Source organism: Akkermansia muciniphila (assembly GCF_040616545.1).
Classification (GTDB): Bacteria; Verrucomicrobiota; Verrucomicrobiia; order Verrucomicrobiales; family Akkermansiaceae; genus Akkermansia; species Akkermansia muciniphila_E.
Window position 1 is genome coordinate 2,009,234 of record NZ_CP156688.1, and the last position, 17,544, is coordinate 2,026,777.

Consider the following 17,544-nt stretch of genomic DNA (forward strand, 5'->3'; position numbering starts at 1 on the left):
CTTCGTAATTTTCAGATAAGACGTTAAGTATTAATTGGCTCTTTCCATTACTTCCATTCCCATTCAATGGGCGTTTCCAGGTCCGGGCGGAGCGCCTGGTGCACCGGGCAGCTCAGGGCCGTCTTTTCCAGCATGGAGCGGAGGGGGTGGGTGCCTTCCAGGGGCATGATGGCCTTCAGCTCAATCTTTTCAATCCCCTTGGAGGATTCCACCGCGCGCGCCAGGATGCGCATGCCCTTCAGGTCCACGCCCTTTCTGGCCGCAACTACGGAAACCAGGCTGATCATGCAGGAGGCAAGCGTGGAACCGAGCATCACGCCGGGGGAGGGAAACTCTGCGCGGCCTTCAAAGGAAGCGGGCAGGTCGGTGGCAAAGGTGATATTGGAGGGAATATAGGTGCTCTCACAGCGGAACTGTCCGACGTTCTCCGTTTCGGAGGTGTAATGAGTATCAGTCATAGGAGTAGGACAGTCCGGTCCCGGTTTGGGTTCACCGGAATTTGGTTATTTTTTTACGGAACTATTTACTTTAATCTTGTAAATCCCCCATAATCCATTACACTACTCCTAGAAAAAGAAAGGAGTAGAACATGACGTACCGCGAATTCATTGAAAAATTCCCTGATGATGAGAGTGTTGCAAAATATCTCATTGAAAAACGGTTTGAGGGGAAAATAGTTTGCCCGTTTTGTGGGAAAACGGAGAAGGTTTATCACGCTCACTATAATTGCCGCAATGCCTATTGCAACAACTGTAAGATGGAATTCTCTATTTTCAAGGGAACCATTTTTGAGGAAACAAGAATGCCTTTGAGGCATTGGTTGTATGCTATTAATATGGTTTGTTTGTCTAAAAAAGGGATTTCAGCCATGCAATTGAAAAGGGAATTAGGTGTTTCCTATAAAACCGCTTGGAGAATGATGCACAAGATTAGAGGGGCAATGGCAAAAAGAGAGGTAGGAGAAACTTTTGAGGCGATTGTTGAGATTGACGAAACCTATGTTGGAGGAAAACCCCGGAAGAAGAATGAACATGGGGATGATGACGACTTGCCGAAAAATCCTAGAGGAAGAGGGACAGCTAAAGTTCCTGTTATTGGAGTCAGGGAAAGGGGAACTGGGAAAGTTCATGCCGTCGTTGCTAATAGGAATGAAGAAGGAAAACAATTGACGGGCAAACAATTGTTCAATGTCCTTAGCAAGGTTTGTAAACCTAATACCAAAGTCATGACTGACCAGTTCAAGGGCTACAATATTCTGAACTATCCTAACAATAAGAATCTTACCCGCATCATGATTGACCATAATGTCATGTTTAGTGCGGGCAATGGGGTTCACACTAATGGAATTGAAAGCTTTTGGGCCTTACTGAAAAGAGGTATTCATGGAATATTTCACCATGTCTCTCTCAAACACCTACAGAAATATGTGGATGAATTCTGTTTCAGACAATGTTACAGGAACGAAAATGAAGCCTTTGAGGTGTTGATGGGGTTGTGCTGGAAATGAAAAGCCGCCACCCTGCAACAAGGTGACGGCCAGTCAATGCAAATCAAAGAATCGCCTCCTTCCCCGAAAGGAAGGAGGCCCGTTAATTCACCGCCGAAAATTAGAATGACCAGTTAAAGCCAACTGTGATAAAGTGGTATGGGTCAACATCTGACCAGTATTTCGCTATTTCATATCCAATAACGATGTCTGTTTTTTCTGCAACAGCAAATTTAAAACCGATTAATGCCGAGTAAGTTCCACTAGAATCAGACTCAGAAGCTTTTTCTCCTCCACCAGAGAGTTCCTGTTTATAATAGTGAAAACCAATTTTGCCGCCTAAATAGAAAGTGGCAGAATCAGATAAGGGGACATTGAAAGAATATCCAGCGGTGAAGGGGAATACTTGTTGTTTCCATTTTAACTCCCCTCCGTAGGTTTTAGAACCTGTAAGCGCGCCGAGATTGAAAGATAATTCATGGAAAACAGAACCCGATGGAATGTTAGCGTGAAGTCCTAATTGGGCACCGTACAGGTCTGGCATATCTATTCCATAATCATTTCCTGAGTGGAATCCATACATACCTTTGATACTCATTCCAAAATTGGAATCATACCGTGTTGAATATGCGGAACTATAATTACCTCCTACCCTATAATAATCCCAAGGGTCATTGGATGCTTGGGCTGAAAAAGTACAGGACAATAGGCCTAATGCGTACGTTATAAATAAGTTTCTCTTCATGGTCGTTTATGAGTTGAAGTCATAATGAAGTCACGATTGCCAACAAAGATTCCTCCTTTAGAGTCTCAATTGTGAATCGCAATAATCATCATATGCGAGTTATTAACATAACAAATGCGAACAACGCAAGCTCTTTCTTTCTATGAACTAGGTTCTATCAGATAATCAAACCGCATGTTTACGAGCAATTCCAAGCCTGAACCGGACTATGTGGACACTAAAAAATTAGGCCAATGGCTCAATGAACATTCCATTAGCCGTGCCGAAATAGCCAAGGCTCTTGGAGTCCAAACTACCGTGGTTCATAACTGGTTTGCCCGTCAAAGAATCCCTAAGAACGTACAAGGCTCATTGCGTCATCTAATGAGTAAGGACTATCCTGCGGAACTCGAATCCTCTATAAGCGTGCGTCTCAAAAACTCCATGCTGAATGAAGTAGCTCGACGGGCGGTGAAAGAGGGGTTATCGCTTGAAGAGTGGATAGAGAAAACAGTTGCCGAAAGGCTAAAAAGGGTGTAAAATGCTCATAGAGCATATCTTATCTCTCTTTTCAGAAAATTAATTCATTGATGATATTACGAAGGAAATAATGAATTATGAACAAAGTACTTACGAGACAAGAAATGTTAAAACGCCGCTTGAAGAACTCTTCTGTTTGGTACAGCAGGCCTGCGGGAGCAGCAGGCGAACAAATCAAACGGACTTATTCCAAAGAAGCGAGCAAGCTGTTTTGTTCTGCTGGGCAAAGCACCGTAAAAGGTTCATTTCTTACGGTAAGTTCGCAAGAACCCTCACAGAGACTTATGAATCTCATGAAGGAGGTGACGAACATGATACGTTTACCTCAATAAAAGATTCTCATGGGATTATATTTAAGCTCACTAAGTCTAATAATGGATATGGAGCACGCGCAAATCTGAAAGATTATTTAGAAAATTTATGGTTTTCTAATTATATATTCTATGATTCCATTGATGTAGTATCTATTATTGGGCGTCAGAAGAAAATTAACAAATTAGCAAAAATTTTCATTTCGCAACCTCTTGTAGATGGACAGCCTGCATCAGTTGCTGAAATAGAACGCTATATGAAATCTTTAGGTTTTATATATGAAGGAAGAAATGTATATAAGCACCCATGTGGAACAAAAATTGTTGATGCTCGTCCCGATAATGTTTTTATAAGCGCAACAAAGGAGGTATTTCCTATCGATGTACAAATTCTTCATGGTGATAGATTTATACACCTTCAATTGCTGTATTTACTGAAATCTCGCTACAGGGTTCCGCAATAATAATAGCGAATCTACAGCAAACCTAAAAACCTCTATAGAAATTTATTTGCAAAAAGGCTCCCTTCAAAAAAGGGAACCTTTTTTGTTTCCTCCCCTAAGAAGTAGGGGGGGCGACAAGACTAAAAGGGATAATTCCGTTTTTTATTTAAGATTCCCGTGAAGAAATGTCCTGCATCCCGGAGGGCAGGTGGGACGCGATTGTTCCGGCAAAGAGGGGATTTCCTAAAAATCTTTCCATGCCCAGTTTCGTGCAGATTTGACTGATCAGTGCGGCCCTGTCCGTCGCGGGCCGGTCCTTCATCACGGCATCCACGCCCCTCTGGATCTCTTCAATGAGGTCCAGCGCCCGGGAGATGGCTTCCGCGCCTTCCCGGCCTGTGTAAACCTTGTCCCATGCGGGGCAGTAAAACCGTACCGGGGAAAGACTCGCCAGGCGGTGCAGGGTATCCATGCTCCAGTCCCTGTTGATGTAAATGGGAACGTCATTCCACACGGGAATGGCGTCTCCGGTAAACAGGATCTCCCGGTTCCGCAGCCAGTAGGAGACGCCGTCGCAGGAATGTCCCCTGGAGCCTATAACCTTGATTTCCATGCCCGGTTCCGGCGTGATGACGTCTCCGTCCGTGACGACGGCATCCACTTGAGTGGATGCCCCCGCCAGCGCGTGAAAATTGGGAATGGGGCGCTCCTGGAATTGCAGGTCAATATTCTCAATCCACCGCCGCTCCCCCCGGCTTGCGTAAACGGTGCAGCCCGTGAGTTCCCTGATGACGGATGCGCTGCCGATGTGGTCCGGGTGCGCGTGCGTCAGGAAAATCCCTCTGATCTCTTCCGGCCTGCGCCCGATTTTCTCCATGTAGGAAAAAATGGCCTTCTCGCTTCCGCCAACGCCGGAATCAACCAGGTAGCAGGCGGTTCCCTCAATAAGGTAGATATACGCAAAACGCTTGATTTCCGGCGTCACCTGGAAATCAACCCTGATCTGGTGCAGTCCTTCACAGAGCTTCATCACCATCCGTTCCTTTCACGATGATGGCGTGGCTCTTCACGGAATCCTCCCGCAGGGATTTGATCTGCCGGTACTCTTCCGAGGCAAAGCAGCGTTCCAGCTTTTCCCGGGAGGGAAACCGGATGACAATCACACGGTCCGGCTTCCAGCCGTCGGTCAACGGAATGACCTCGCTGGTCCTGACCAGGTATTCTCCGCCGTGCTTTTCAACAATGGGTTTGACTTCCCTGACATAGGAATCGTACGGGGAATGGGCATCCCCGGTTAAAGAAACCGTGACAATAAAATAGTAACTCATATCCTTCTCTTCCGGTAAGCGGCGGGCGCCTGCTGGTTCCCATAGACGCCCGGAAGCATCCATGGCCTTGGTGGGCAGACTAAAGCCGGAAATGGAGATTGTCAATCCGTCTTCCGGACTTGCCTGAATGAGCGCGGCGCTGCGGCAAAGTACGGAGTTTCAATTTTTTGAAGTTCTTACAAGGGCGTTCAACCGCAAACGGTTTTCCTGCTTTTGCACCTGGTCTGTCATCCGGAGCGTCCGGGCACTGTCTTGAACCGCCGGGCAAAGCCGCGGTTTCTGAATGAAAACTCTCCCTCACCCCAGAACCCTGCGGACAGGTTCCGCATAAAGCTCCGGTTCCAGCAGGAAGGAATCGTGTCCCTTGGTGGAAACAATGGTGTGGAACTCCACGGGAATGCCCGCGGCTTTGAGCTGTTCCGCAAAATCCTTCTGTTCCGCCGGACGGAAGCAGCAGTCTGTATCAATGGAAAAGACAAGAGCCGGAATCCCCGCGCGCCGGAAGCCCGCCAGGGCAGTGCTGAAAGCGCCGTCCGCCGCATGGTCCCGGATGTCGAACTCCGCCCACATGTCCGCAATGCGGATGTAGGCGTTGGCGTCAAAACGCTCCGCAAACTTGGTTCCCTGGTGCAGCATGTAGCTTTGCGTGCTGCGGGTGGGCGTCATCCACGTAAGCAGGCCGGATTGGCCGCCCACCTCCTTTCTGGCGCGCTGTTCCAGCCCTTCCTGGTACACGAACGCCTTGTGGCCGATGATGCGCGCGAACGCCAGCCCCTTTTTGGGAGCCGGGCCCTGGTAATAATCCCCGCCGCGGAAATCCGGATCAAGTTCAATGGCCAGGATTTGTTCAAACAGGGACAGGCGGTGTTCAATGGAAGCCCGGTAGCCGGAGCCGATGGAAATGAAGCTCCGGACCCGTTCCGGGAACTGGCAGGCGAAGCTGAGGGCGATCAGGCCGCCCACGGAGGGCCCCACCAGATGAACGCGGTCTATTCCCAGGCTGTCCAGCAGGAGTGCCTGAAGGCGTGCCTGGTCCGCCGCCTCCACGTGCGGGAAGCGGGAGCCGTAGGGCAGGCCGTCCGCAGGGCAGGGGCTGGCGGGGCCGGTGGTGCCGTAGCAGCCGCCCAGATAATTGGCGCAGATGATGCAGAAGCGGTCCGTATCCAGCGGACGGCCGGGGCCAATGATGCTGTTCCACCAGCCTTCATGGTTTTCCGGCTTCCAGAGGGAGCCGATGCCCGGCACTTCCGGATTATAGCCGTAGGCGTGCTGGCTGCCGGAAAGGGCGTGAAACAGGAGGATCACGTTATCCTTTTCCGGCGTCAGGGAGCCGTACTGCTCGTAGGCCACGCGTACCTTGTCCAGCACGGTTCCGTTCCGCAGGGAAAAGGAGCCGGGAAGGTCCAGAAATCTGGTTTGGACGGAGGGAAGCTGCATGGACGTGTGAGAAGGTGCTCTGTCAGCAAAAAAAGACCGGCACCCGGCGGGCGGCGGTCTTCTTGAAATCTGTGCTGGGCCAGGGGTTACTTGACGCCCTTCTTGGAAAGACGCGTACCTGCCGTGGCGCCCTGGCGGGCTTTGAACTTGGGATTGCTCTTGCAAATCACATACAACGTGCCCTTGCGCTTCACGATCTGGCAGTCTGCGTGGCGGCGCTTCATAGAGGCTAAGGAAGAAAGAACTTTCATGGTGTGTAACTCCGGTTTGGTGTTCGGTTCGGGGAACGGAATATACCGTTTGGTTAAGAATTGTAAAGTCATTTCTTGAGTAAAAAGAAAATTGTGCCGCCGGGGAACACTCTTGCATTTTGAGGGAGAGAAGCTAGTGCATCGGGACGGATTTGGAATCCGGAGTCAACCCAAAAATTTGATTAAAAATCATTTAATGCAAATTTATCCCGGCATTTCCGGGCGCAGGATACCGGGAACAGGGCTTGCGGCCTTTCTGCGGAAGACCTGGGAAACATTTCTTTATAAGGGCAAGGAGGTTCTTATTTCCGGCAGCGCGGGCATCAGAAAATACGGTGGAAGGCCATCTGCCACAGCTTGAACGGAAGCGGCCAACAGGGAGCGGAGGGCAACCCGGTCTTCGTGCCTGAAACGTCTGGGGAAGCGGAGCGGAGGGTTATTTTTCCATCTCCGGCCCATGTAACGGATTCCAAATCCGATATTGAATTTGGCAATGCCGAGCCAACGCCGGGCGTTTTCAGCATTACGGAAAATCCATATCACATTCACGTGTCATGAAGAAAACATTATTCATCTCCATCCTCTCTCTTGGATTGGGAACAGCCGCTTCCGCCGCAACTGTTTTCACCAGCCAGGAGGAGTATTCCCTGGGCTCTGGCCCGTCCATTAATAATTCAGCTCTGAGCGGCTTGATTGAAAGTCCCTCCAGCAATACCAGCCCCGGTACGGGGACCATCATGATGTGGGTAACTTTGGATTCCCTGCCGTCAAGCCTTTCTTCCCTGATATCTGTTGAAACTAAAAAATCCAATGGCGGACATTCCGGGTCTTTGAATGGCTGGGGCGTGATGGTGGGCACGGATGGCCGGCTGCAAATTTGCCAGCAGACCGTCAACGCTTCCAACTCCGTGACTTCCGCCAGTTCCAAGGGTACCACGTCTGCCAGCATTGGAGCAGGGGAAGCATTTCATATTGCCATTAGTACGGCAGGTGGCCGCAATTCCGGCAATTTCACCTTGTATATCAACGGAGAGGAAGTCCTGACCGCCTCCGGATTTGGTTTGAATGGCAATGCTTTCTCCGAGTTGATCCTGGGTTCTTCCGGCCTTTCCGGTACGGTTTCCGGCCTGACTGTGGATGATGCGGTTCTGGATGCCGGCTCCATCAAATCCATCCTGGAGCAGACCCGGCCCGTTCCGGAACCGGCCACGGTCTCTTTGGGGCTGGTGGGGCTGGCTGCATTAATGATGCGCCGCCGCCGGAGCTGATCTTCCGGAACCATGGATTAGAGATTGAATGAGGCGGACATTCCGGAGGGAGTGTCCGCTTTTTGCTACCGGCCGTTCAGTTCTCCCCTTTCATAAGATGAAGACTATTTTCTCCCTGTTCCTGCTGGCGGTGCTGGCATGCCGTATTGACGCCGTCCCGGTTTATCCCGGTACCGCTCCGGGCCGGGCCGCTCTCTCGGAAGCATCTTCCGGCGGTCAGACGGCCTATGCCTTGTCCAATGCGCTGCTCCGCGCCAGCTATGTGCATGACCGGAAGGCGGGGCTTCTGTCCCTGGGCGGCATATCCGTTCAGGGAAAAGCCGTAGCGGCTTCTGAAGGCACGCTCTTCATCATCAATCTGAAAGACGGGGCTTCCCTGCGTTCCGAGGATATGACGCTTCAATCCATTTCCACCGGATATGATCCGGGGGACAAAAAGGCGGTAAAAGCGGCTGACAGGCTTCCTTCCCGCTATCTGGACGCCACGTTCGTCAGGGATGCCGTCACGGTGCGCTGGCGTGCCGTGCTGCACGATGGTTCCCATTACCTGCGCACGGAAATGAATATCTCCTCCACGGAGGCGCTGGAAGCGAACAGCGTGATTGCCATGCGCTACCCCGTGCTGCCCAATGGCGGGGCCGTCGTGGTCCGGGGGACGGCCAAAAGCGGTAATCCGGTAACCAGCCCGGATATATTCTGCGGCCTGGAAACGCCTACGGGCATCAATTCCGTAACCCTCCCTTCCGGTTCCGGCGTGGATTGGAATCCTTTTGCCTGGACGCCCGCTTCCTGGACGGAGCTTGCGGATTCCTCCATCATTCCGGAGGGCATGACCGCTCTGGACGGCACGGCTCCGGGCATGGACCGCCTGACTACCTGTGAAGGCGCGGTCAGCTATGCGTCCGCCGGAACGGATACCGTTACCTTCAGGTACGCCTCCGGAACCCACCGGCTGAACATGGTGGGCGTCCAGCTTCTGGATGAAGGAGGCGCCGTGGTCTCCCAGGACATTCATCCCGGTTACACCGGATCGGCCTCCTCCGGCAATTCCTATACGCTTCAGGTTCCTGCGGCCGGAACGTACCGTCTCCGTTACTGGGTGGAAACGAAAACGGAGACCATCACCAGCTCCGGCACGGTGGGGCATTCCCTTTCCCCTTCGCTGGTAGAGGAGGAGGCCGCCAATGATCCCTGGCTGGTTCAGGGCCGCTGGCCCTGTTCCGCTACTCTGGAGCCGGACGCCTCCGAAACATTGCGCGTGTGGGAAATATCCTCCGTCATCGGCGTGCTGGCTCCGGGCCAGGAGCGCCGCTCCGTACTGGTTTACACGGAACGCCAGCGCGCCGTGCCCTACCGTTCCATGGTGCATTACAATTCCTGGTATGAGCTTAACATCAACCGCAATGGCGGAAGCTGGCAGAACAGGATGCAGGAATCCCAGTGCCTGCCCGTCGTGGAGGCATGGAAGAAAAACCTGTTTGATGCCCATGGGATTTCCGTGGACGCCTTCGTCTGGGACGACGGCTGGGATGACTTTGACTCCCTTTGGAACTTCCATCCCGGCTTTCCGGACGGTTTCAGCACCCTGAACGCGGAGTGCCTGAAACAGGGGGCGGGCATCGGCGCATGGCTGGGGCCGACGGGCGGTTATGCCCCGGCCCAGGGCTCCCGCCTGAAGGCATGGAAAGCCCAGCATCCGGAGGCGCCGGCCTTCAACCTGTCCAATTCCATTTATTTTGAAGGGTTTACGGACCGCTGCAAATTCATGGTGCGGAATTATGATATGAGGTACTTCAAATTTGACGGGATCGGTTCCGATGCGGAAGGCATCATCAATGTGATCCGGGAACTGCGCACGGAACGGCAGGACCTCTACTTCAACTGTACGGTGGGAACCTGGGCCTCCCCCTTCTGGTTCATGTACGCGGATTCCACCTGGCGTGACGGGAACGACTACCAGGAACGGGGAGACGGAGACGCGGACGGCAACGGGAACCGGAACAAATGGCTGACCTACCGGGACGATCAGATTTATGCCACCTTTGTCTCCAAATCTCCCCTTTGTACCCTCAACTCCCTGATGTTCCACGGCGTTATCCATTCCTCCCACGGCGGGCCGGATGCGATGTCCAAGGAGCTGGAAAGCGTAAAATGGGAAATGCGCCTCTCCGCCGCGTGCGGCTCCTCCCTCCAGGAGCTTTATCTGGACAAGGATCTGATGACGGCGGAGCATTGGGCGGAGCTGGCCCGGTGCATCGCCTGGTTCCGCAGCAACCGGGATGTGCTGCCGGACGTTCACTGGGTAGGGCGCGACCCCTGGGACGCCAGCCGGGCGGAGGAAGACCGGGGAGGCATCTACGGCTGGGCGTCCTGGAACCGGGACAAGGCCACGCTGGCCCTGCGCAATTCCTCCAAGGCGCCTCACTCCTATACGTTCACGCTGCGCCAGGTCCTGGACATTCCGGCGGCCAATAACGATCCGGTGTCTTTACGCGCCGTTCATGCGGACCAGGCGTCTCATCCGGAACTTACGGGCAAATCCCTTTCTCCGGATACTGCGGTGACGGTGACGATGCAGCCGTATGAAGTCATCGTCTTTGATACGGGGGCGGACAGAATTTCCCCCGGCACGGCGTGGGATGCCTGGATTGCCTCCAATCTGGGAGGGGACGATGCCGATGATGAAACCCTGGCGGCGCAAACGGCGGACCCGGACGGAGACGGAATTGCCAACCTGATGGAGTTTGCCCTGGGCGGAGACATGCTGAAACCGGACCGGCTGAACGGAAGAAAAGGGGAGAAAGCCCTGATTACGCACGGAATGGAAGAAGGACCTGTGCTGACCATGACTTTTACCCCCAACCCTGACGCCGCAGGCGTGGTGGCCTATACCGCCCAGTTTTCCGACGATTTGGAGAACTGGGAAGACCTTCCCGTGGAACTCCCGGAGGAAGCGGAGCAAACGCCCACGCCCGTAACGGTGAAAGACCCGCGGGCGTCCGCCGGAGCTTCCAGAAGGTTTGTGCGCCTGAAAGTGGAAATGAAACGGAATGCAGAGGAATAGGAGAACCCGGCATGGATTGAACAGGGGGTCCTGCCCGGTTTTTCATGGTCTCTCCGGGGGCTGGTTCCTGATTAAATGGCTGTTGAGGTCTCCTGGGGCTGCTGGCGGCCAAGGAATAAACCGAAGGCAGGAACTTCCCCGGATGATAAGCTCCTGAATGGGGAATGAAGGCGCAGACGGAAGAATAAAGGGTTTGTGGACCGGAAGGGATTCGTATAAAATCCGTTCCGGTTTTCTTATGACTAGTTCCTCCGCATCCGATTCCTCTCCGGCTCCCCGGAATACGTTTTCCCATCATCTGGGGATGAAAGGATTTCTGCTGATGGAGGGGCTGCTGAAGCTCATCGGCATGAAAACGCTTTACCGTCTGGGACGCGTGGCGGGCGGCGCGGCGTGGTATCTGCTGCCGCAGCGGCGGAAAATCGTGGAGAGGAACCTGCGCATTGTGCTGGACCCGGCGTTGCGCGGGAAGAAGCTGCATCAATTGAGCCGGGAAAATTTCAAAAGGACGATCGCCAATTTCCTGTGCTCCGCGAAGACGGCCACCCTGACGGATGAGCAGTTGAAAAAATGCGTTGCCATCAGGGGGCATGAGGAATTTGCAGCTCCCGTGCTGGAAGGGCGGGGGCAGGTATGCGCCATAGCCCATTCCGGCAATTGGGAAGCCCTGGCACGGATACGCGTGTTTTTCCCGGAGGTGGAGCGTTACGGGTCCATGTACCGCCAGTTTGACAATCCGCTGATGGAGGAATACATGTATAGGCGCCGCACGGAGAGGGGGACGCAGATGTTTTCCAAGGAGGGAGGAATCAAGGCTCCCATGAAGCTGCTGAAGGAAGGCGCGGCCCTTGGAGTGCTGAGCGACCAGTTTGTCTGGGAGGGGGTGCACGTCCCGTTCTTCGGGAAGGTGACCGGTACCACTCCGCTGCCGGCCCTGCTGAAAAAAAGGACCGGGGCAGGCATGGTGGCGATAGCGGTGCGCACGGATTCTCCGGGGCACTGGATATCCGATATGGGGAACGTGGTTGATTTTTCCCGTTCCGACGGCTCCCTGGCGGGAGACACCATGGAAGTGAACCGGGCCCTGGAAACCTTGATCGGCAAGTCCGTGCTGGACGTATTCTGGATGCACCACCGCTGGAAATCCATTGACCGCTTTCCTCCCCGGGATGAAAAAACGTCCCGGCTTCTGGAAAACATGGAACTGAAGCCGTACCGCATCCTGGTGGCCGTGCCGAAGGCCCTGGATGAAGCCCTGGTGACTGTTCCGCTGATCCGGGCGCTGAAAGCCGCCCGGTGCGACGTGCAGGTGAGCGTCATCTGCACGTCCGCCCAGGCAGGGGTATGGAAGACCATGCCGGAAGTCAGCCATGTGCTGCCGCACGATTCCCTGGAGCAGCTCCGGCAGGCGCTGGATGCGGATGAATTCTACAATGACGGCCCGCTGGACATGGGCATCATGCTGGACCAGGACATGGAGACCCTGAAGGCGCTGGAGCCATACGGTCCCATGATGTTCTCCGGGTTGGATACGCACCCCGGAGCCCGGAAATACAAATTCCGGGTAACGGCTCCCGTGCTGCGCGCCGCTCCCCCCATGCACCGGGTGCAGACTTATCTGGAGCTCGGCAGCCGGCACGGGCTGGACGCGTGGCAGCCTGCCGTGTTCCCGGTGAAAAAGGAGCAGGCTCCAGAAGACGCTCCCATTCTGATTGCTCCGTTCTCCAGCCTGGGGCCGGCCAATGAATGGAGCGAAGAGCAGTGGGCGGAACTTGTCCCCCTCCTGCCGCGCAGGGCCGTACTGGCAGCCCTGGAGGAAGACCGTGATCGCGCCGCCGCCCTGGCGGAGCGCCTGAATGTGGAACTGGCGGCAGGAATGCCGGAAGCGTTGTTCCCCGTCATGGATAACGCGGCTGCGGCCGTGGCGGTGGATGGAGATATTCCGGCCCTCTGCTCCTTCCGCGGTCTTCCGGTGGTGACCTTGTTTTCCACCCGTCTTCCGGATATTTGCCGGCCCATGGGCCTTTTCAACCGTTCCCTGTACAGCCACCAGTGCTGTTCCCCCTGCTTCCTGAGGGAATGCGACCGTGACGTTCCCTGCAACCGCCATATCTCCGTGCAGGAGGTGTTGGAGGCCTTGCACGGGATAAATACGTCTAGCATTTAAGGATATTTATAGAAAAAGACTTATTCCTCTGTCTATAATGAAGATAGGTTTTCCTTAAAAATTAAATTATGACTAAAGGTATTAATTTAAAAAAATTGAGGAATGATACCCATTTGACATTGGGTCGTCTTGCAGAATTATCCGGATATAATGTGGCCACTATAGTCCGTTTGGAATAGGGAGAAAAAGTACCTCCACATATCAGGGAATCTGTGGTTTCCATTCTTTTGAGCGCCAGGGAAGAAGGTTTGGCTCTAGACGTCAGAATATGGCGTGAACGAGCTTTAAGAGCTGAAAGTAAAGTAGAAATTTTACTTGAGATGGTCAAAGGTGCAATGAATGTTCTGAATAATTCTAAGGATTGAGTAGATTTTTTGTATTTCTAATATACTATATTTCTTAAATTTTCTTCCCGGCGGAAAATATGGCGGGCCTGTTCCGTCAGTTCCGCGGACGGTTCCGGGACGTCCTTCAAGGTATATTCCAGATTCAGTTCATCCCACTTGAAGCGTCCCATCTGGTGGAAGGGGAGCACGTCCACGCGCTCCACGTTGCCCAGGCGCGCCGCATAGCGGGAGAGCTCCGCGATGTCTTCCATGTTGTCCGTGAGGCCCGGAACCAGCACGTACCGGAGCCAGGCGGGTTTGCGGAGGGCGGCCAGGCGCTCCGCGAATTGCAGGGTAGGGCGCAGTTCCCCGCCTGTCAGGGCCTTGTACCGTTCCGGGTTCCATGCCTTGATGTCCAGCAGGACCAGGTCCGTGTTCGCCAGCATGTCTTCATCCGCATTCCGGCCCAGATGGCCGGAGGTGTCCAGGCAGGTGTGCAGCCCCAGGCCTTTGCATCCCTTCAGCACGGCTTTGGAAAAATCCGGCTGAAAGAGGGGATCGCCTCCGGACAGGGTGACGCCCCCGCCCGCCGCCAGCAGGAAATCCCGGTAACGGGCTATTTCTTCCAGAACGTCCGCCGCGCTTCTGTTCCGGCCCCGGCGCACACAGGAGGTATCCGGATTGTGGCAGTAGCGGCAGCGCAGGCTGCACCCGGACAGGAAGAGGACGAAGCGGATGCCGGGACCGTCCACGGTGCCGCAGGATTCCACGGAATGGACCAGTCCCGCGGCGGCGGATTCACCGCCCGGAACCGGGTTCTGGGGAAAAGCCTGGGGCATCCGCTTCCTGGCTGGGTTAACGGGTGTGGAAGGTTCGGTTGAGAACCTCCTCCTGCTGTTCGCGGGTGAGCTTGATGAAGTTCACGGCATAGCCGGAAACGCGGATGGTCAGCTGCGGGTATTTTTCCGGGTGGTCCATGGCGTCCAGCAGGGTTTCCCGTTCCAGCACGTTCACGTTAATGTGGTGCCCTGTGGCGGCAAAGTAGGCGTCCAGCAGGGAGACGAGCTTGGCGCGGCGTTCCCCTTCTTCCTTGCCCAGGGCCTGCGGCACGATGGAGAAGGTGTAGGAAATGCCGTCCAGGGAGTCGTCATAGGACAGCTTGGCGACGGAAAGCATGGAGGCCACGGCTCCGTTTTTATCCCTGCCGTGCATCGGGTTGGCCCCGGGCGCGAAGGGTTCCCCGGCGCGGCGGCCGTCCGGCGTATTGCCCGTCTTCTTGCCGTAAACCACGTTGGAGGTAATGGTCAGGATGGACTGGGTGGGCAGGGAGCCGCGGTAGGTGTGGAGCTTGCGCAGTTTTTCCATGAACCCGGTGACCAGGCCGCATGCGATCTCGTCCACGCGCGGATCATTGTTCCCGTAGCACGGGAATTCACCTTCCGTCCTGAAATCCACAATAAGGCCGTCTTCATTGCGGATGGCCTTCACCGTGGCGTATTTAATGGCGGACAGGGAGTCCGCGGCCACGGAGAGCCCGGCGATGCCCGTAGCCATCGTTCGCAGGATTTCAGGATCATGCAGCGCCATTTCAATGCGTTCATAGCAGTACTTGTCGTGCATGTAGTGGATGATGTTCAGGGCGTCAATATAGGTCTTGGCAAGCCAGTCCTGCATCTTGTCGTACAGGGCCATCACTTCATCATACTTCAGAATCTCCTCCGTATAGCGCGGGGAGGGCGGGGCCACCTGTTTGCCCTTGAGTTCATCCATGCCGCCGTTCAGGGCATACAGCAGGCATTTGGCCAGGTTGGCGCGCGCGCCGAAGAACTGCATCTGCTTGCCGATGCGCATGGCGGATACGCAGCACGCGATGCCGTAGTCGTCACCCCAGTGCGGGCGCATCAGGTCATCGTTCTCATACTGGACGGAGGACGTCTCAATGGAGACCCTGGCGCAGAAGCTCTTGAAGGCTTCCGGCAGGTTCCCGGCCCACAGCACGGTCAGGTTCGGTTCCGGAGCGGGACCCAGGTTGTACAGGGTCTGGAGCATGCGGAAGGAGCTGCGGGTGACCAGGGTGCGGCCGTCTTCCCCCATGCCGCCGATGGATTCCGTTACCCAGGTGGGGTCCCCGGAGAAAAGGTTGTTGTAGTCGGGCGTGCGGATGAAGCGGACGATGCGCAGTTTCATCACGAACTGGTCCATGATTTCCTGCGCCTCCTCCTCCGTAAGGAGGCCCTGCTCCAGGTCCCGGGTGAAGTAGATGTCAAAGAAGGTGGAGACGCGGCCCAGGGACATGGCGGCTCCGTTCTGTTCTTTCACGGCAGCCAGGTAGCCCAGGTAGGTCCACTGGACGGCTTCACGGGCATTTGCGGCGGGGCGGGCCAGATCGCAGCCGTAGGAGGCGCCCATCCGGGCGAGTTCCTCCAGGGCGCGGATTTGCTCGCTCATTTCCTCGCGCAGGCGGATGACCTCGTCCGTGAGGGGGATATTCTCATGGCGTTTGAGGTCCTTGCGGCGTTCGGCGGCCAGTTTGTCCGTGCCGTACAGGGCCACGCGGCGGTAGTCCCCGATGATGCGCCCGCGGCCGTAGGCGTCCGGAAGCCCGGTGATGATGCCGGCGGAACGGGCCGCGCGGATGTCTGAGGTGTAGGCGTCAAAAACGCCCTCGTTGTGCGTCTTGCGTATCTTGTTGAAAATGTCCGCAGTCTTTTCGCACATCTTGAACCCGTAGGCTTCCAGGGCCTGCTGGGCCATGCGCAGGCCGCCGAAGGGCATCAGGGCGCGTTTCAGGGGGGCGTCCGTCTGCAGGCCCACCACCACCTCCAGCTCCTTGTCAATGTAGCCGGGCTTGTGGGAGACGATGGAGGAAACCACTTCCTCGTCCGCATCCAGCACGCCGCCGTTGTCCGTTTCCTGTTTCAGCAGGACTTTCAGTTCCTCCCAGAGTTGAAGCGTGCGCCGGGATGGCCCGGAAAGAAAATCTTCATTGCCGGAATAAGGCGTGTAATTGTTCTGGATGAAATCCCGTACGTCGATGGACTCCGTCCATGCTCCGGGCTTGAATCCCTGCCATTCCTGGGGGAGGGCGGGGGATGCCTTCAAGTCTTTTGCCATGCTGATCATAAATAGGATATGGTGTGGAAAAACGGAGAGGACGGCCCCGGCCTTTGAAAGGGCCGGAAACGGCGAAACTCCGCGCCGCTTGACTATACCGGGAATTTGCGGGGGCAACAAGGCCAATTCTTCCGGGTCCGGTTACCGGGGCGGGGAGCCTGGCCTGTTTCAAGAATCCAGCCGTTCCGGAATGGGAATGAGGAAAAAACGGGAGCGCGGAAGCGGGGGAAATAGTTTTTCTTTACTTTCCGGGGCGCGGCCACAATATTTTAACAATGCCGGGTTCCCATTTATTAAGATGTTTATTGCTGGCTGGCGTTTCCTGGATGGCCTTATTTTCCGGAGTCTGCGCGGATGAGCTGCCTTCTACGCTGAAGCCTCAAGTAAACGAGCGCGCCGTCTATGGCTGGAATGCACGCCATCAGGCCGTAATGCAGCGGAACCGGACGGTTAAGCCGGAATATGTCATCTTTGGTGACAGCATTACCCACCGCTGGGGGGGGGAGCCTTCCGGGGATAAAAGGGCCCTGGGGGCGGGAAAAGCGGCGTGGGAGAATCTTTTTTCTCCGCATACGGTGACCAATATGGGTTTTGGCTCTGATTATGTGGACAATGCCTACTACCGTGTGCAGCTTGGTGAATTGGACGGAATCTCTCCGCGCGTGATCATCGTGCTTTTGGGAACCAACAATATTGGCGGCAGGAAGGATACTCCCCGGGCATGTGCGGATAACCTTAAGGCTTTCGTGAGCCTGGTGCGCGAGAAGTGCCCCTCTTCCAAAATCCTGCTCCTGGGCATTTTGCCCAGGAAGGAAAAGGAACTGGCGCCCCTGATTATGGAAACTAATCAAATAATATCTGGTCTGGCTGATGGAAGCACGGTGTTTTTTGCCAATCCGGGCACAGGGTTTCTGGCAAAAGATGGCGTGTCTCCAAAGCGCGGCCTGCTGGTGGATGGCTTGCATCCCGGTGCCAAGGGATACGATGTGCTGGGAAAGGAACTGAGTTTGCTTCTGAAAAAAATGGACGGCAAGTACAAGGGAAGCTCCGTAGTCCGGTAAAAGGGGAATGGAACAGTGAGCTTC

At 55.0% G+C, this 17,544-nt stretch carries 15 protein-coding genes; 7 read left to right on the top strand and 8 right to left on the bottom strand.

What is annotated here, in order from left to right; translation table 11 throughout:
* Nucleotides 1-47: 47 nt before the first annotated feature.
* Entirely contained in the window at nucleotides 48-458 is a 411-nt protein-coding gene (locus ABGM91_RS08290; protein WP_215429904.1) for an OsmC family protein, read from the bottom strand.
* A gap of 131 nt (nucleotides 459-589) precedes the next feature.
* Here ABGM91_RS08290 and ABGM91_RS08295 point away from each other — a divergent pair, with 131 nt between their 5' ends.
* On the top strand, nucleotides 590-1,507 hold the full coding sequence (locus ABGM91_RS08295; RefSeq protein ID WP_102727419.1) for an IS1595 family transposase: 918 nt from the start codon (nucleotides 590-592) through the stop codon (nucleotides 1,505-1,507).
* A 100-nt stretch (nucleotides 1,508-1,607) separates the two neighbouring features.
* Here ABGM91_RS08295 and ABGM91_RS08300 read toward each other — a convergent pair whose 3' ends face one another.
* Nucleotides 1,608-2,231 carry an outer membrane beta-barrel protein gene (locus ABGM91_RS08300; protein ID WP_354831324.1) on the bottom strand — a complete coding sequence of 208 codons (624 nt, stop codon included), beginning with the start codon at nucleotides 2,229-2,231 and terminating at the stop codon, nucleotides 1,608-1,610.
* Nucleotides 2,232-2,405: 174 nt separating this feature from the next.
* Here ABGM91_RS08300 and ABGM91_RS08305 point away from each other — a divergent pair, with 174 nt between their 5' ends.
* Together ABGM91_RS08305 and ABGM91_RS08310 are read left to right on the top strand one after the other, a co-directional pair.
* Entirely contained in the window at nucleotides 2,406-2,750 is a 345-nt protein-coding gene (locus ABGM91_RS08305) for a hypothetical protein (protein ID WP_354831327.1), read from the top strand.
* Between the two features lie 70 nt (nucleotides 2,751-2,820).
* Nucleotides 2,821-3,525, top strand: a complete 705-nt coding sequence (locus ABGM91_RS08310; RefSeq protein WP_354831329.1) for a hypothetical protein — start codon at nucleotides 2,821-2,823, stop codon at nucleotides 3,523-3,525.
* A gap of 145 nt (nucleotides 3,526-3,670) precedes the next feature.
* Here ABGM91_RS08310 and ABGM91_RS08315 read toward each other — a convergent pair whose 3' ends face one another.
* The 4 genes from ABGM91_RS08315 to ykgO all read right to left on the bottom strand — a co-directional run bounded on the left by ABGM91_RS08315 (nucleotide 3,671) and on the right by ykgO (nucleotide 6,520).
* A complete protein-coding gene (locus tag ABGM91_RS08315) occupies nucleotides 3,671-4,534 on the bottom strand; it encodes an MBL fold metallo-hydrolase (RefSeq protein ID WP_354831331.1) in 864 nt (287 codons plus the stop codon).
* Nucleotides 4,521-4,832: a DUF1330 domain-containing protein gene (locus ABGM91_RS08320; protein ID WP_215429901.1), complete on the bottom strand. Its 312-nt coding sequence runs from the start codon at nucleotides 4,830-4,832 to the stop codon at nucleotides 4,521-4,523. The genes ABGM91_RS08315 and ABGM91_RS08320 overlap by 14 nt, the downstream gene beginning before the upstream one ends.
* Nucleotides 4,833-5,129: 297 nt before the next feature.
* Nucleotides 5,130-6,269: a homoserine O-acetyltransferase gene (gene metX / locus ABGM91_RS08325; RefSeq protein WP_354831334.1), complete on the bottom strand. Its 1,140-nt coding sequence runs from the start codon at nucleotides 6,267-6,269 to the stop codon at nucleotides 5,130-5,132.
* A gap of 86 nt (nucleotides 6,270-6,355) precedes the next feature.
* Entirely contained in the window at nucleotides 6,356-6,520 is a 165-nt protein-coding gene (gene ykgO, locus ABGM91_RS08330; protein ID WP_065529996.1) for a type B 50S ribosomal protein L36, read from the bottom strand.
* A gap of 554 nt (nucleotides 6,521-7,074) precedes the next feature.
* Between ykgO and ABGM91_RS08335 the strand changes: the two genes are divergently transcribed.
* The 3 genes from ABGM91_RS08335 (at nucleotide 7,075) to ABGM91_RS08345 (ending at nucleotide 13,019) form a co-directional block, all read left to right on the top strand.
* Nucleotides 7,075-7,788, top strand: a complete 714-nt coding sequence (locus ABGM91_RS08335) for a LamG-like jellyroll fold domain-containing protein (protein ID WP_354831346.1) — start codon at nucleotides 7,075-7,077, stop codon at nucleotides 7,786-7,788.
* Between the two features lie 97 nt (nucleotides 7,789-7,885).
* Entirely contained in the window at nucleotides 7,886-10,852 is a 2,967-nt protein-coding gene (locus ABGM91_RS08340) for a hypothetical protein (protein WP_354831348.1), read from the top strand.
* Between the two features lie 304 nt (nucleotides 10,853-11,156).
* Nucleotides 11,157-13,019, top strand: a complete 1,863-nt coding sequence (locus tag ABGM91_RS08345; protein WP_354831351.1) for a glycosyltransferase family 9 protein — start codon at nucleotides 11,157-11,159, stop codon at nucleotides 13,017-13,019.
* 382 nt (nucleotides 13,020-13,401) lie between these two features.
* Here ABGM91_RS08345 and pflA read toward each other — a convergent pair whose 3' ends face one another.
* Both pflA and pflB read right to left on the bottom strand, forming a co-directional pair.
* The gene (gene pflA, locus ABGM91_RS08350; RefSeq protein WP_354831353.1) at nucleotides 13,402-14,184 is read right to left on the bottom strand and encodes a pyruvate formate-lyase-activating protein; all 783 of its coding nucleotides are present in this window, start codon (nucleotides 14,182-14,184) and stop codon (nucleotides 13,402-13,404) included.
* A 16-nt stretch (nucleotides 14,185-14,200) separates the two neighbouring features.
* Complete coding sequence (pflB, locus tag ABGM91_RS08355; RefSeq protein WP_215429887.1) at nucleotides 14,201-16,468, bottom strand: formate C-acetyltransferase; 2,268 nt, start codon at nucleotides 16,466-16,468, stop codon at nucleotides 14,201-14,203.
* A gap of 317 nt (nucleotides 16,469-16,785) precedes the next feature.
* Between pflB and ABGM91_RS08360 the strand changes: the two genes are divergently transcribed.
* The gene (locus tag ABGM91_RS08360) at nucleotides 16,786-17,520 is read left to right on the top strand and encodes a GDSL-type esterase/lipase family protein (protein WP_354831356.1); all 735 of its coding nucleotides are present in this window, start codon (nucleotides 16,786-16,788) and stop codon (nucleotides 17,518-17,520) included.
* Nucleotides 17,521-17,544 lie beyond the last annotated feature (24 nt).

What these genes read in the sequence shown, in the direction of transcription:
- ABGM91_RS08300 (WP_354831324.1), bottom strand. Translation starts at nt 2,231, where the DNA reads ATGAAGAGAAACTTATTTATAACGTACGCATTAGGCCTATTGTCCTGT.
- metX (WP_354831334.1), bottom strand. Translation starts at nt 6,269, where the DNA reads ATGCAGCTTCCCTCCGTCCAAACCAGATTTCTGGACCTTCCCGGCTCC.
- ABGM91_RS08340 (WP_354831348.1), top strand. Translation starts at nt 7,886, where the DNA reads ATGAAGACTATTTTCTCCCTGTTCCTGCTGGCGGTGCTGGCATGCCGT.
- pflA (WP_354831353.1), bottom strand. Translation starts at nt 14,184, where the DNA reads ATGCCCCAGGCTTTTCCCCAGAACCCGGTTCCGGGCGGTGAATCCGCC.
- ABGM91_RS08345 (WP_354831351.1), top strand. Translation starts at nt 11,157, where the DNA reads ATGAAAGGATTTCTGCTGATGGAGGGGCTGCTGAAGCTCATCGGCATG.
- ABGM91_RS08295 (WP_102727419.1), top strand. Translation starts at nt 590, where the DNA reads ATGACGTACCGCGAATTCATTGAAAAATTCCCTGATGATGAGAGTGTT.
- pflB (WP_215429887.1), bottom strand. Translation starts at nt 16,468, where the DNA reads ATGATCAGCATGGCAAAAGACTTGAAGGCATCCCCCGCCCTCCCCCAG.
- ABGM91_RS08360 (WP_354831356.1), top strand. Translation starts at nt 16,786, where the DNA reads ATGGCCTTATTTTCCGGAGTCTGCGCGGATGAGCTGCCTTCTACGCTG.
- ABGM91_RS08305 (WP_354831327.1), top strand. Translation starts at nt 2,406, where the DNA reads ATGTTTACGAGCAATTCCAAGCCTGAACCGGACTATGTGGACACTAAA.
- ABGM91_RS08310 (WP_354831329.1), top strand. Translation starts at nt 2,821, where the DNA reads ATGAATTATGAACAAAGTACTTACGAGACAAGAAATGTTAAAACGCCG.
- ykgO (WP_065529996.1), bottom strand. Translation starts at nt 6,520, where the DNA reads ATGAAAGTTCTTTCTTCCTTAGCCTCTATGAAGCGCCGCCACGCAGAC.
- ABGM91_RS08320 (WP_215429901.1), bottom strand. Translation starts at nt 4,832, where the DNA reads ATGAGTTACTATTTTATTGTCACGGTTTCTTTAACCGGGGATGCCCAT.
- ABGM91_RS08335 (WP_354831346.1), top strand. Translation starts at nt 7,075, where the DNA reads ATGAAGAAAACATTATTCATCTCCATCCTCTCTCTTGGATTGGGAACA.
- ABGM91_RS08315 (WP_354831331.1), bottom strand. Translation starts at nt 4,534, where the DNA reads ATGAAGCTCTGTGAAGGACTGCACCAGATCAGGGTTGATTTCCAGGTG.
- ABGM91_RS08290 (WP_215429904.1), bottom strand. Translation starts at nt 458, where the DNA reads ATGACTGATACTCATTACACCTCCGAAACGGAGAACGTCGGACAGTTC.